Source organism: Paenibacillus sp. J22P165 (assembly GCF_059692015.1).
The window spans coordinates 324,615-339,274 of sequence record NZ_JCAUAP010000007.1; the positions used below are offsets into that span (position 1 = coordinate 324,615).

Annotated in this window: 13 protein-coding genes; 1 reads left to right on the forward strand and 12 read right to left on the reverse strand. The window is 44.4% G+C overall.

Features of this window, described 5'->3' with window-relative positions; genetic code table 11:
* Window position 1 precedes the first annotated feature (1 nt).
* The 8 genes from hslU to AC58QM_RS18945 form a co-directional block, all read right to left on the reverse strand.
* Window positions 2-1,399, reverse strand: a complete 1,398-nt coding sequence (hslU, locus tag AC58QM_RS18910) for an ATP-dependent protease ATPase subunit HslU (RefSeq protein WP_497286444.1) — start codon at window positions 1,397-1,399, stop codon at window positions 2-4.
* An 84-nt stretch (window positions 1,400-1,483) separates the two neighbouring features.
* Complete coding sequence (gene hslV / locus AC58QM_RS18915; RefSeq protein WP_057315711.1) at window positions 1,484-2,038, reverse strand: ATP-dependent protease subunit HslV; 555 nt, start codon at window positions 2,036-2,038, stop codon at window positions 1,484-1,486.
* A gap of 196 nt (window positions 2,039-2,234) precedes the next feature.
* The gene (trmFO, locus tag AC58QM_RS18920; protein ID WP_497286445.1) at window positions 2,235-3,551 is read right to left on the reverse strand and encodes an FADH(2)-oxidizing methylenetetrahydrofolate--tRNA-(uracil(54)-C(5))-methyltransferase TrmFO; all 1,317 of its coding nucleotides are present in this window, start codon (window positions 3,549-3,551) and stop codon (window positions 2,235-2,237) included.
* An 11-nt stretch (window positions 3,552-3,562) separates the two neighbouring features.
* Complete coding sequence (gene topA, locus AC58QM_RS18925; protein WP_497286446.1) at window positions 3,563-5,671, reverse strand: type I DNA topoisomerase; 2,109 nt, start codon at window positions 5,669-5,671, stop codon at window positions 3,563-3,565.
* A gap of 70 nt (window positions 5,672-5,741) precedes the next feature.
* On the reverse strand, window positions 5,742-6,833 hold the full coding sequence (dprA, locus tag AC58QM_RS18930; RefSeq protein ID WP_497286447.1) for a DNA-processing protein DprA: 1,092 nt from the start codon (window positions 6,831-6,833) through the stop codon (window positions 5,742-5,744).
* A 116-nt stretch (window positions 6,834-6,949) separates the two neighbouring features.
* Window positions 6,950-7,882, reverse strand: coding sequence for a succinate--CoA ligase subunit alpha (gene sucD, locus AC58QM_RS18935; protein ID WP_057315715.1), 933 nt, complete (start codon window positions 7,880-7,882; stop codon window positions 6,950-6,952).
* Window positions 7,883-7,932: 50 nt separating this feature from the next.
* Window positions 7,933-9,093, reverse strand: coding sequence for an ADP-forming succinate--CoA ligase subunit beta (gene sucC / locus AC58QM_RS18940; RefSeq protein ID WP_065853920.1), 1,161 nt, complete (start codon window positions 9,091-9,093; stop codon window positions 7,933-7,935).
* A 283-nt stretch (window positions 9,094-9,376) separates the two neighbouring features.
* A complete protein-coding gene (locus tag AC58QM_RS18945; RefSeq protein WP_310500331.1) occupies window positions 9,377-9,634 on the reverse strand; it encodes a hypothetical protein in 258 nt (85 codons plus the stop codon).
* A 193-nt stretch (window positions 9,635-9,827) separates the two neighbouring features.
* On the opposite strand from AC58QM_RS18945, the gene AC58QM_RS18950 reads away from it, so the two are divergent.
* Window positions 9,828-11,399 (forward strand): YifB family Mg chelatase-like AAA ATPase, encoded by a 1,572-nt coding sequence (locus AC58QM_RS18950; protein ID WP_497286448.1) that lies wholly within the window; start codon window positions 9,828-9,830, stop codon window positions 11,397-11,399.
* Window positions 11,400-11,472: 73 nt separating this feature from the next.
* Here AC58QM_RS18950 and AC58QM_RS18955 read toward each other — a convergent pair whose 3' ends face one another.
* The 4 genes from AC58QM_RS18955 to rnhB form a co-directional block, all read right to left on the reverse strand.
* On the reverse strand, window positions 11,473-11,850 hold the full coding sequence (locus AC58QM_RS18955; protein WP_497286449.1) for a YraN family protein: 378 nt from the start codon (window positions 11,848-11,850) through the stop codon (window positions 11,473-11,475).
* The gene (locus tag AC58QM_RS18960) at window positions 11,847-12,167 is read right to left on the reverse strand and encodes an EscU/YscU/HrcU family type III secretion system export apparatus switch protein (RefSeq protein WP_497286450.1); all 321 of its coding nucleotides are present in this window, start codon (window positions 12,165-12,167) and stop codon (window positions 11,847-11,849) included. The genes AC58QM_RS18955 and AC58QM_RS18960 overlap by 4 nt, the downstream gene beginning before the upstream one ends.
* Complete coding sequence (locus AC58QM_RS18965) at window positions 12,164-13,933, reverse strand: TP0910 N-terminal domain-containing protein (protein WP_497286451.1); 1,770 nt, start codon at window positions 13,931-13,933, stop codon at window positions 12,164-12,166. Before AC58QM_RS18965 ends, AC58QM_RS18960 begins: the two co-directional genes overlap by 4 nt.
* A 74-nt stretch (window positions 13,934-14,007) precedes the next feature.
* A complete protein-coding gene (rnhB, locus tag AC58QM_RS18970; protein WP_497286452.1) occupies window positions 14,008-14,655 on the reverse strand; it encodes a ribonuclease HII in 648 nt (215 codons plus the stop codon).
* Between the last annotated feature and the right edge of the window lie 5 nt (window positions 14,656-14,660).

Genomic DNA, 14,660 nt, shown 5'->3' on the forward strand with positions numbered 1-14,660 from the left:
CTTATAAAATATACTGACTTAAATCTCGATTCTGAACAATACTGCTTAGCTTCTCGCGTACATAAGCCGGATTGATCACAATAGACTCCAAAGTGATTTCTGGTGCTTCATAAGATAGATCTTCCAACAATTTTTCTAAAATTGTATGTAAACGACGAGCACCGATATTTTCTGTTTGTTGATTAACTTCTACAGCAATACGAGCAATTTCATGAATAGCTTCCTCCGCAAACTCAACAGTTATACCTTCTGTTTGCAGCAAAGCTGTATATTGTTTAGTCAAAGCATTCTTAGGCTCCGTCAATATCGAAACAAAGTCTTCTAACGTTAAATCGCTTAATTCCACTCGAATTGGGAATCTGCCTTGTAACTCTGGTATGAGATCAGAAGGCTTAGCAATATGGAAAGCGCCAGCCCCAATGAATAAGACATAGTCAGTTTTGACAGGGCCATACTTGGTCACAACCGTGGAACCTTCAACAATAGGCAAAATATCTCTCTGCACACCTTCGCGCGAAATATCCGGTCCGCTACCACCGCGGCTGTTGCTTGCTATTTTATCAATTTCATCGATAAAAATAATGCCACTTTGTTCCGCACGGTTAATTGATTCCTGGATAACGTCATCCATATCAATTAATTTCTGAGCTTCTTCTTGTGTTAGAACTTTTCTCGCTTCTTTCACAAGCAATCTGCGTTTTTTCGTCTTTTTGGGTAGGAGACTTCCGAACATTTCTTGCATATTCATGCCTGCTTGCTCGTTGCCTTGACCACCTAACATATCCAACATAGAAGGAGCCGTGTCTTCTACTTCAATTTCGACATGATCATTCTCTAATTTACCATTGGATAATTGCTCGGCGACTTGAACTCTTTTAGAAGCCAGATTAGAATCAGGCGGCGTCTCTTCTTGCTCATCTTTATTTTGCCCGCCAAACAACATCTCAAGCGGGTTACGCTGCGTTTTCGCACGAGTTGGACTTGGTGCTAGTAAAGAAACTAATCGCTCATTAGCAAGCTTCTCTGCACGATCCTTGACCTTCTCCATACGTTCAGCTTTGACCATACGAACAGCTGTTTCAACCAAGTCACGTACCATGGATTCTACATCTCGTCCCACATAGCCTACTTCGGTGAATTTCGTTGCTTCTACTTTAATAAAAGGGGCTCCAACCAACTTCGCAAGTCTGCGCGCGATTTCTGTTTTGCCCACTCCAGTTGGACCAATCATTAAAATGTTTTTGGGAACAATTTCATCTCTCATGCTTTCCTCGACCAGATTTCTCCGGTATCGATTTCGCAAAGCAATTGCAACGGATTTCTTTGCTTTCTTTTGACCCACAATATATCGATCTAATTCATGGACAATTTGTTTAGGTGTTAGAGAGCTGTTTGCCATATGTGGTACCCCCTTAAATGTAGGCTAAAGCCAATTGATCAATGATGAGCGCGTGCTCATTAACTTAGAAACAAACGTCCTAGTCTATTCAATTTCTTCAACAATAATATTATGGTTGGTAAACACACATATTTCAGCCGCTGTCGTCAAAGCCGCGTGAGCAATTTCCTTTGCACTTAGCTGAGGCGCATGCCGATGAAGTGCTCTACCCGCTGATAGTGCAAAGCTCCCACCTGACCCAATGGCCAAAATGCCATCATCGGGCTCAATGACTTCGCCATTACCTGAAAGCAGTAGTAGTCCAGAAGCATCCATCACAATCATCATAGCTTCCAGTCTTCGCAAAACACGATCTTGGCGCCAATCTTTGGTTAGCTCAACTGCAGCCCGTTGAAGGTTACCATGATGTTCTTCCAGCTTTCCTTCAAACTTCTCAAACAGTGTGATCGCATCAGCAACGGAACCAGCAAAACCAGCAATGACTTTCCCTCTATGTAAACGCCGTACTTTTTTGGCCGTGCTTTTCATGATCATACTATTGCCAAATGTCACTTGACCGTCGCCAGCAATAGCTCCCTTACCTTGATGACGGATCGCAAATATCGTTGTCGCATGAAACGTAGCTTGATTGGGTTCCATTTCAATTCACCCCTCTATAAGTATCGTACCCGTTATGAAGATCTCACCATGCCTATGAGTCGCAAAAATGAGAGAAACCTCTAGCGAGGTCTGAAAGTTAAGAAGACCGCATCTAGAGGTAAATGTATGATCAAACGAATGAAAAATGCAATAAAACATTAATTTATAGTAACATACCGCATCATCCGATTACAACTTATTCAGCAACTGTTTTCACAAAATTCTGAATACTCTCCAGTGCGCGGTTAGCCAGCATTTCATATTTTTCCTTTTTGTTACGAATACGCTCTGGCAAAGCAGGAAGTAATCCAAAGTTTGCATTCATCGGTTGGAAATGCTTGGAATCCGCTGTCGTGATGTACTGCGCCATGCTACCTAATGTTGTTTCTGCTGGCAAGACAATGCATGCTTCGCCCTTAGCCATTCGACCGGCATTAAGTCCAGCAATTAAACCAGAGGCAGCCGACTCTACATACCCCTCTACGCCAGTCATTTGACCTGCAAAGAAGAGATTCTCGCGACGTTTGTATTGATAAGTTGGCTCAAGCAGCTTAGGCGAGTTAATGAATGTATTGCGATGCATAACTCCATAGCGTACGAATTCCGCTTGTTCTAGACCAGGGATCAGCTGTAGCACACGCTTCTGTTCTCCCCATTTCAAATGCGTTTGGAAACCTACTAAATTGTACAAAGTACCTGCAGCATTATCTTGTCGAAGCTGTACAACAGCATGCGGCATTTTACCGGTATGTGGGTTAATTAAACCTACTGGCTTCATCGGTCCAAATAGTACCGTTTGTTTGCCGCGTTTCGCCATAACTTCCAAAGGCATACAGCCTTCAAAATAGATTTCTTTCTCGAATTCCTTTAATTCTGCGACTTCAGCTGTAATTAGCGCCTCGTAGAATACATTGAATTCTTCCTCCGTCATCGGACAATTCAGGTAAGCGGCTTCTCCTTTATCATAACGCGAAGCCAAATATACCTTATTCATATCGATGGAGTCTTTCTCTACAATCGGTGCAGCAGCATCATAGAAGTACAAATACTCTTCGCCCATTAACGCTTTGAGCTCCGCTGCTAAATCAGGAGAAGTTAGAGGCCCCGTAGCCACGACTGTAATACCCTCAGGAAGGGTCTGCAGCTCTTCATTGCGCACCTCAATTAAGGGGTGATTGCGCAATGTTTGGGTCACTGATTGTGAAAACCCATCGCGATCAACCGCTAAGGCGCCTCCAGCAGGTACTGCATGCTCGTCAGCACAAGCTAGAATAAGAGAGTCCATTCGTCTCATTTCTTCTTTTAGAACGCCAACTGCATTCGTTAAACCGTTAGACCGTAGAGAGTTACTACATACAAGCTCAGCAAATTGATCCGTGATGTGAGCTGGCGTTTTTCGTTTATTACGCATTTCATATAAAGTAACAGGCACGCCTTGACGGGCTATTTGCCATGCGGCTTCACTGCCTGCCAATCCTGCGCCGATGACTGTTACTCTTTGATTTTCTGGCAAAATCAGACACCTCAATCTTTCATATCATCTGTGTGATCGGAATCTTCAACTGCCTCTTCCTTATGATCACATTGTGTACATTGTATCATAACTCCATTCTTGCTCCGCTTCTCTATCATCATAGAACTACAGACTGGGCATGGCCGATTGACGGGTTTATCCCAAGAAACGAAATCACAGGTTGGATATTGATCACAACCGTAAAATACGCGTCCCTTCTTACTTCTGCGTTCTACAATTTTCCCAGCGTGACAAGTTGGACAAGTAACGCCGATGTCTTTAATAATTGGTTTCGTATTCCGGCAATCAGGGAAACCTGAGCATGCAAGGAATTTACCGAAACGTCCCATTTTATAGACGAGATGCTTCCCGCATTTCTCACAAATCTCATCCGAGACTTCATCTTGTATCTCAATTTCTTTCATTTCTTCTTCAGCAAATTCTAAGCGCTTTTCAAAGGAAGTATAGAAAGTATCTAGAACTCTTACCCAATCCTCTTTCCCCTCTTCGACAAAGTCCAACTCTTCTTCCATATGAGCCGTAAACTCGATATCTAGAATTTCCGGGAAAAACTCTTGCATTAATTGGATAACAAGCTCGCCTAGCTCCGTTGGCACGAATTTCTTCTCTTCGATCGCCACGTAACCACGTTTCTGAATCGTTTCTAATGTAGGTGCGTAAGTACTTGGACGCCCGATACCCATTTCCTCAAGTGCACGTACTAAACGTGCTTCCGTATATCTTGGAGGTGGTTGCGTAAAGTGCTGCTTCGGTTCTACACTTTGTTTCGGCAATGAATCTCCTTTTGACAGAGGAGGCAGCAATTTATCTTCTTCTGTCGTTCCGTCATCATTGCTTTCTACGTACACTTTCATGAACCCCGCGAATTTCATCTTGGATCCGTTCGCTCTAAATACGGTCTCTCCTGCGTTTAAATCAATCGTCATCGTATCCAAGATCGCGGACGCCATTTGGCTTGCAACAAAGCGATCCCACACTAGCTTGTACAATCGATACTGATCTTTACTCAAGAACGCTTTCATTTGATCAGGTTCACGAAGTACGGAAGTTGGTCGAATCCCCTCATGCGCATCTTGTGCATTCGCATTTTTCTTTAAATACTGACGAGGTGTCTCAGGATAAAAAGTTGGACCATATTTCGTCATAATAAAGTCTTTGGCTTCTTCTTGGGCAATTGGAGAAATCCGTGTAGAATCCGTACGCATATACGTAATTAAACCAACGGTACCTTCCTTACCTAAATCGATACCTTCATATAATTGCTGCGCCACTGACATCGTTTTGGATGCACGGAAATTAAGTTTTCGCGCTGCCTCTTGTTGCAAGGAGCTTGTAATAAAAGGAGGGGAAGGGTTACGCTGACGCTCTTTCTCTTTCACTTCTTTTACTGTAAACGGATCGTTACCCATCGCAGCAAGGATCGAATCAACATCTTCTTGTGAATGCAGTTCTTTTTTCTCACCATTATGACTATGATACTTAGCTTCAAACACGGTTTTGCCTGCATCAAGAACTGCAGTAATTGACCAGTACTCTTCTGGTTCAAAAGCCTTTATTTCATTTTCGCGGTCTTGAATCAATTTAACTGCGACTGATTGTACACGACCTGCTGAAAGTCCTTTTTTCACTTTTTTCCAAAGCAAAGGACTGATTTTGTAACCAACAAGACGATCTAGTATTCGGCGCGCTTGCTGGGCATTCACTAAATCTTGATTGATGCGGCGAGGCGTTTTAAATGCATCCTTAACCGCTTCCTTTGTTATCTCATTAAAGACAACACGACAAAGCTCGTCAGGACCAACATCAAGGTAGTGTGCTAAATGCCACGCAATAGCTTCCCCTTCGCGATCCGGATCCGCCGCTAGATATATTTTTTTCACTTTTTTACTTGCGTCTTTGAGTTCTTTAAGGATAGAACCCTTTCCACGAATTGTTATGTATTTAGGCTCAAAGTTACGATCGACTTCTACGCCAATTTGGCTTTTCGGAAGGTCGCGAATATGACCCATCGATGCTTTCACGATGAACTTACTGCCTAAATATTTGCCGATGGTTTTGGCTTTTGCTGGTGACTCTACAATGACTAACGAATCTGCCATGGTTCGTCCTTCCTCCCCTCTTGGTTTCAAGGTAAGTTTACTTGGCGAGAAGCAAAACTTCGTGATTTGCCTATGCTCGAATATATGTTGAACCCGGAAGCTGTTTAATCGCCTTTTTCAATACCAAAGATAACAGAACTGCATGCAAATGTCCAAACGTAAATTGACTGTCTTCTAATAAAGTGTCTATTGAGATTGGTTCATCCGTCAATTTTCGAACAATTTCGACTTCATCTTCGGAGAGTTCGAAGCTCGGTTTATGCTGTAAAGCTACATTTATTTCATTCACATTTATCATGTGTTTATACTCTTCGACAATTTCCTCAACACACGTGACTAATTTCGCGCCATCCTTCAAAAGTTTGTGTACACCACTACTTTGGCGTGAGTGTATGGGCCCCGGAACCGCAAAAACATCACGAGAAGCATCTAATGCAAACTCAACAGTGATCAGTGATCCGCTATCTTTCGCAGCTTCTACAACGGTAACTCCCATCGATAACCCGGCAATAATACGATTCCTCTGCGGAAACATACCTGGGTGCATGCTAGTGCCAATTGGGTATTCTGAAATAATGACGCCTTCCTGCTCGATATTGCGATATAACAGCGCATTTTCTCGTGGATAGACCACATTAATCGCGCATCCAAGCACAGCTACTGTCTTCGCCTTGCCTTGAAGTGCCCCAATATGAGCTTTGCTATCTATGCCTCTCGCTAACCCACTGACGATCCTAAAACCTGCTCTCGAAAGAGAAGCTGCCCACTCTTCAGCGATTTTCTTCCCATAAAGCGTTGGCGTTCGTGTTCCCACAATCCCAAGTAAGCGACCGTTTAAATAAGACGGATCACCTTTCACATATAACACCCATGGTGGCTGAGCAATTTCCTTCAGGTTCGAAGGATAATCCTCATCATAAATAGTCATAACCCGAATGGATTGACTTCTATATAAGTGTAACTTTTGTTCAATAAAGGCAGGGGTTAATCGTGTCGCAATTAGTTCTGCGATGGCGGAACGTATTCCACAAGAGGCTATTTCACTTGCAGATCGTCCAATCAATGCACGGGGCTCAGGAAATCGATTTAAAAGTTGGTGAATGGTTTTCCACCCTACCCCCTCAAGCTCGTGCAAACCAATTAAACAGTTGCGATTATCCATTAGTATATACACTCCTTCCATGAATGACAAATCTATGCATCTAAATAGAAATAAAAAAACCTTCCAATTCCCTATTAAAGGGAAATGGAAGGTTGCTTACCTTCGTGAAACGAAGCTTATTTTTTTGTGATAACTTTATCAAGCATACCTTTTTCTTCAAGTACGCTAACAAGTGTTGAACCCATTTCAGATGGCGTAGCCGCTACACGGATTCCGCATCTTTCCATAGTTGCAACTTTCTCAGCCGCTGTACCTTTACCACCGGAAATAATGGCACCAGCATGGCCCATACGTTTTCCTGGAGGCGCCGTTTTACCGCCGATGAAGCCAACAACTGGTTTCGTCATGTTTGCCGCAACCCACTCTGCTGCTTCTTCTTCAGCCGTTCCGCCAATTTCACCGATCATGATAACTGCGTACGTATCTGGATCTTCGTTAAAACGTTTAAGGATGTCGATAAACTCGGATCCTTTAACTGGGTCTCCACCAATACCAACTGCGGAAGATTGTCCAATTCCACGAGTTGTCAATTGATGAACAGCCTCGTAAGTCAATGTTCCAGAACGTGAAACAACGCCTACGTGTCCTGGTGTATGGATGTAGCCTGGCATAATACCGATTTTGCACTCACCTGGTGTGATAACACCTGGGCAGTTTGGCCCGATAAGAACCGTATTCTTACCTTCTAGGTAACGCTTAACGCGTACCATGTCAAGGACAGGAATACCTTCTGTGATACAGATAACCAATTCAAGCTCAGCTTCAATCGCTTCGATGATGGATTCTGCAGCAAAAGCTGGAGGAACATAGATAACAGATGCTGTAGCACCCGTTACTTTTTTCGCTTCAACTACGGTATTGAAAACTGGCAACTTAACAAGCTCACCATTTTCCAAAGTGATATCTACAGTTGTACCGCCTTTACCTGGAGTTACGCCACCCACCATTTGCGTGCCGTAGTCTAGACCGCCTTTGGTATGAAACAAACCCGTAGCGCCGGTAATCCCTTGAGTAATGACTTTAGTATGTTTATTGACCAAAATACTCATGATCGATTGTTCACATCCCCTATATGATTCTAAACCGCGCGGGTTTAGTTTTATTTTACTAGTGCAACGATTTTTTGCGCGCCGTCAGCCATGGAATCAGCAGCAACGATGTTCAAGCCGGATTCGTTAAGAAGCTTTTTACCAAGCTCAACGTTAGTACCTTCAAGACGTACAACAAGCGGACGGGAAAGCCCTAGCTCTCTAGCCGCAGCGATAACACCCTCAGCGATAACGTCACAACGCATGATACCACCGAAAATATTAACGAAAATCCCTTTAACTTGCTCGTCGGAAAGGATGATTTTGAAAGCTTCAGTAACTTTCTCTTTCGTAGCACCGCCCCCTACGTCTAGGAAGTTAGCAGGGTCTCCGCCGTAGTGCTTGATAATGTCCATAGTAGCCATTGCAAGTCCTGCGCCGTTAACCATACAACCGATGTTGCCATCAAGTGCGATATAGCTAAGGTCATATTTGGAAGCTTCGATTTCTTTCGCATCTTCTTCTTCAAGGTCACGAAGCTCAACGATGTCTTTGTGACGGAAAAGAGCGTTAGAATCAAAGTTTAATTTCGCATCAAGTGCCATAACGTCACCAGAACCAGTAACAACCAATGGGTTGATTTCTGCAATGGAAGCGTCTTTCTCAACGAATGCTTTGTAAAGAGCAAGCATGAACTTAACTGCTTTGTTTACAAGCTCATTCGGAATGTTGATTGCGTAAGCAAGTCTACGTGCTTGGAAGGATTGAAGACCGATTGCTGGGTCAACCACTTCTTTGAAAATTTTCTCTGGAGAATGCTCAGCTACTTCCTCAATCTCCGTACCGCCTTCTTCAGAAGCCATTAAAACGACGCTACCTGTTGCACGGTCAACTACAACACCTACGTAATATTCTTTCTTAATGTCACAGCCCTCTTCGATCAAAAGGCGTTTAACTTCTTTACCTTCTGGACCTGTTTGGTGAGTGACAAGTACTTTACCTAGAATTTCGCTAGCATATGTACGAACTTCATCGAGGCTTTTGGCTACCTTAACGCCGCCCGCTTTACCGCGACCTCCGGCATGAATTTGCGCTTTTACTACGACAACGGATGTTCCAAGCTCTTTTGCTGCTTCAACAGCCTCGTCAACTGTAAAAGCAACCTTTCCGTTAGGAACGCTGACTCCGTACTGTCTCAGGACTTCTTTGCCTTGGTACTCATGGATATTCATTTCCTAAATCCTCCTATCAGTATGGACTTTCTATACGTGCTATACAGGGAAAAGTGTAATTTCCAATTGACGTTGTGCACGAGAATATATCTTGCTACCGGAATTAGTATCACACTTCTTCGCAAGCCCTAACCATTGTAACACATTATTTTCGACAGTTTCTTTATTTTTTTCATGAAGCCATTCAAATTTTCCTTTCACACTGAAAAAATTTAACTATCACGTCACAAATTAAAAAAACGTATTTTCCATGTTCTGAAAAATACGTCGTACTTCAAATTGACTAAAAAAACGAAGTTGGTGGCATATTGACCCGAGGTTCACGCTCTGCTTGCTTAATAAACCGCATTTCATTCGCAGAAAAATTGCAGATTAAGCACTGAATGGTTGGCTCTGGCTCAGGTATGACGCCTGGATCATGGAATTCGGTAATATCCCCGGACAGTGCATCTTTCAGAAATGACTGCGAATAGCTCGTAATAACGTTAAATTTAATACGATTTGACCGACAATTGGGACAAAAATATGGTTTTTCCTGCATATCATCACCTCATCTTCCAGTATGTGCATGTCGAACATTTTTAAAACGTAAATATCTCTCGACACCATTTGCTTAAATTTACCATTTGCGATTATAATAAAAGTAATAAATAGGATCAATAAGGAAGCACCTTTTATCCCAATCGAACTCAGTTCTTGCAACTGTGAATTCTATGGAGAAGAAGGTGTTTTTTATGTATGGCAAAGTCATGAGCGCTTGTTTACAAGGGATTGAAGGACGAACGATCGAAGTAGAGGTCGATATTTCAAGTGGCTTACCTCAGATAAATCTAGTTGGGTTACCCGACTCTGCGATTCGTGAATCCGTGGAACGCGTACGTTCATCAATTAAAAATGGTGGTTTCACCTTCCCTATGGACCGGATTACTGTGAATCTCGCTCCGGCTGACTTGCGAAAGGAAGGGTCATCTTTCGATCTTGCGATTGCTGTTGGTATTCTCATCACGACAGGCCAAGTGAATGTTGAAAGCTATGCAACCACATTATTTCTAGGTGAACTGGCGCTAGACGGCTCTCTTCGCCCTATTCCTGGGGTTCTTTCTATGGTTCATGCTGCTAAAAAGGCTGGGATTAAGCGTGTATTCCTATCAATGGCCAATGCGCAAGAAGCTACCCTTATTGAGGGAGTAGAGGTTTGTGTGCTAACGAATCTCTCTGATCTCAAGAAATCGAACACATGTTCTATCGACGAATTTATTTATCAAAATGAAGACCATGACACCAACGCCTTTCCCAACTCCTTCAATAACTCCCCTAGTTATGTTGAAGATTATGCCGACGTTAATGGACAGCATCAGGTAAAGCGAGCCATGATGATTGCTGCCGCAGGCATGCATAATTTACTGCTTCTTGGTCCTCCAGGTACTGGAAAAACGATGCTTATCAAACGACTGCCTACCATTCTTCCGCCTCTAACTGACCGGGAAGCTCTTGAGGTTACGAAGATTTACAGTGCATCCGGTAAGTTAACTGACCGTTCCACACTTATGCGAGCAAGATCGTTCCGCGCCCCCCACCACTCTATCTCAGCTGCCGGCCTAGTTGGCGGAGGAACCATCCCCAAACCTGGTGAGGTGAGTTTATCTCATCGAGGGATTCTTTTTCTGGATGAGCTGCCAGAGTTCACAAGAAACGCCCTTGAAGTACTCAGACAACCACTCGAAGATCGCTATGTCATGATTGCAAGAGCAAGGGCGGTGTATACGTTTCCTTCTCATTTTATTTTGGCCGCTGCTATGAATCCTTGCCCCTGCGGCTATTATGGAGCTGAAACAGAAGCTAATGCTTGCATCTGCAGTCCCTCCAAAATCGTCCAATATCGCTCCAAAATTTCCGGTCCTCTGCTAGATCGAATCGATCTCCATGTTGAAGTCCCAAAACCTAGCTACGCCCAACTAAAAGACAATGCTGCAAATCTATCATCTGGCGAAATGCGAAATCAGGTGATGCAAGCTCATATCAGACAGCAACAACGTTACGCTGGAACAGATATCCAGCATAACAATGAGTTAAGTGGTAGATTAATGCGAGAAATTTGTCGATTAACGCCTGAAGGAGATCAACTGTTGCGTAATTCATTCGAGGCATTGGGATTAAGTGCACGCGCACACGATCGAATTTTGCGACTTGCACTTACGATTTCGGATCTAGACGGCTATGATCACATTCTCCCTTCCCATCTTGCAGAAGCCATTCAATATCGAAATTTAGATAAAAACCAGCGCATGGATGAGATCGTGATCTAATTGATCTAATGATGCGTCACACTCGACAATAAAAGATAAAAGCCCTTTGATGAATCATGAGGTTACATGATTATCAAAAGGCTTCTTGTATATGTATAATTCTCGGATCCGGCTCACTATCCAACATTTCAACTGTGATAACATCGAATTGAATGGATTGCTCATATTTGTGAAAGCGATGCATGTAAAATTGTGCAATCTCACGAAGCTTTGCCTGCTTGCGGAAGTCCACGGATTCTGCGGCTGTTCCGAAGCGATTAGATGGACGTCTCGTACGTACCTCAACAAAAATGAGCTTGTTCGACTTCTCTGCAATGATATCGATCTCGCCCGAACGACAGCGCCAGTTCCGCTCGAGAATCTGATACTCCTGCCGGATGAGAAAACTGAAAGCCAACTCTTCACCTTGTTTACCCAGCATTTTGCGATCATCTTTATGTAACTTGCTCATTCATCCATGCCTCGCGAGGGCCTCATCCGTTGATCGGATCGATAAATAAAACTAAGCACTTCCGCTACTAATTGATAAAGCTCTGGTGGTATTTCTTGATCTAAATCAAGTTTAGACAGCACCTCTACGAGCGATTTATCTTCTTGAATGGGAATGCCGCTGTCTTTCGCTTTTTGCAAAATGGCTTCAGCTATGTGCCCTTTCCCTTTGGCAACTAAAGTAGGGGCTTTCTGTGCTTCTGGTGAATAGCGAAGCGCTACCGCTTTCTTTATTGGAGTAAACTTGGTTTCGTCAGGCTTTTTATTAGGAGGACTCATGCGCGAACATCAACCCCTTTGTAGGTTCTAGGTTGATACAGCTCCCTTAAATCTACGCGTCCATCCAAGGAGCCTAGTTTCGTCGCGTCTTCTTTACCTTCTTGCATGTCAAGTGGCTTGGGATATGGCGAACATTTTAATGAGATAAACTGATACCCCACTCCGTTCATAGCTGCCGCAATTTCTTCCTTTGACGCTTCCATTAATTCAGCTAAGGCCGGGTGGTCATTGTGAACGTTTAATGAAACAATTTTGTTCACGACATGAACATCTAATAACGTATTTCCCATCACCTTCATCTGTAAATCAAATAGAAGCCGACAGTTGCTCGCATCCACTTCGCCACGACTGCCTTTGCGAGATTGAATATGAATGGCTGCTGTTTGCTGACCCGAGTTGTCCAGAAAGGGGACGAACATGGTCATTTGCGTAAACATCGCGTTCTTGTCATTTGTCAGCATGAGTTGCTGCCCCGTAATTTGACTGACCGCTTGCTGTGCCGCTTCTTTCAGTGGTGCAGGTAGATCATCAGATGCTGTAAGTTGAAGTAAAAGGCTTTTCAGCGTCTCAGCTGCTGCTGGTTTTCCCGCTTCTCCTTGTTGATCCTGTGTGTTGATCCCATTATGCACAAATATATCAGAAGCGGCCTGTTGGCGTACAGGCAATGGAACGCCACGCTCGTCTAGCTTGGCGGCAACATGCGACTCATGCTCAACGCCAACGGCTTTGAGCATCTTGCTGATCCAGTTTGGCTCTGGATCAGCATTGGGCGTCTCTTGAGGCGCACTAACTTGCGCCTCTCTAGGGGCCAGCCCACCCTCCTGCTTCGCAGGGAGGGCTGGCACAGGCGCTGGCGAACCCGCTTGCAGCGGTTCGCCTTGCTTTACAGGCTCAGCGCTCCGCGCCTGAGCCATGTTGGGCTCCGCCGCAGCTGGCGGAGCTGTCCCTGCAGCGGCCGCAGGCACGCTGCCACGCGGCGCAGCCGCGGTAGTGCCACCAACCTGCGCAGCTGCTGGTGTGCCAGGGGCCTGCGGTGGCGCAGCCGCAGGCTCGTCCGATGCAGCGGAGGCTGGCGCAGCCGGCTCCGCAGGACGTACAGCTGCGGCCGTAGCGCGCAGCTCCTTGAGCAGCGACACAACCTGCTTGGCGGTATCCGCCGCAGGGTGTGTCGGGTCTTGCTCAAGCAGCGCAGTTGCTTGCTGCTCGAGCTTCTCTAGCACCTGGCCCGTCGGAGGGCCACTCGTTACTTGCTTAAGTGCATCCACTGTCGTCGGAGTAAGTGGTAACCCCCTCTTCGAGGCGAGTATAGCCGCTTGCAACCATTCTTCTTTATTCGTCCCCTGTGGCATCTGACTCATCACAGCCTCAAATGCTTTTACATTTTCCTTGGACACAGGAATGCCTTCCTGCTGTAATTGTTGAACCATTTGACGATTGCTTGCTGTATTCTTTACATCAAATGCTTTGAGCAGATCTCCTAATGAATCATCAGCAATCCATACATCAGAAGCAACAAGTGGCTTCAGTATGATTTGTCCGGATTTGGATTCTGGCTGAACCTGCAGCATCGTAACATCACCTTGTTTAAGAGGTGTTTCCAATTTGGCACGCACTTGCGTGCCACCTATATTAAGTAGTGCTTCCTGATCACTAAGGAGCTGAAGCACGACACCTTTAATAATTTGTCCAACTTTTAATTCGAGCATCTTCGGATCAGCTGCTGTTAAATCCCCAACCAAATTTCGAATTAATCCACTAATATTCAAACAGGTCACCTCAAATCTGATTACACGTATGTATATTATCGGCCTCAGATGTCATTTTCGTTACATCTTAATGTTTAGATGAGATCAAATAAGAGCTGTTCAGTCTGCACATCATTCTCTTGCACTTCAAGCTGAGCCATAATTTTACGAATAAATAATTTCCTATGTAGCGGTGTCGGTCCGTATCTCAATAGCATTTCTCGATGGTGCTTTGTCGCATAACCTTTATGTACGGCAATTCCGTATTCTGGATACTGCTCATCCCATTCCACACACATACGATCTCTCGTTACTTTGGCGATGATGGATGCAGCAGCGATGGATTGACTTAGCGCATCTCCGTGTATTATCGCTTGTTGAGGAAGGTCAATCGCCACATTCTCTGCGTCTACTAATAGATAATCCGGCTTGATCGGCAGTTTTTCTACGGCTTGTTTCATCGCCACTCTGGAAGCTTGCTTGATATTAAGGGCCTCAATTCCGTCGACATTTACAATGCCAATACCAACCGAAATCGCCTCTTCCATAATCTGTTCAAAAAGCAATTCACGTTTCTTCTCTGATAATTTCTTGGAGTCATTGATCCCCTCAAGCACATGTCCCATTGGGAGAATGACGGCTGCCGCCACCACATCTCCAAAGAGACACCCGCGACCAACCTCATCAATACCTGCAATCGCCGTGAAACCTTGTTCCCATATGTCTTTCTCGTAATCTAGCACGTGCC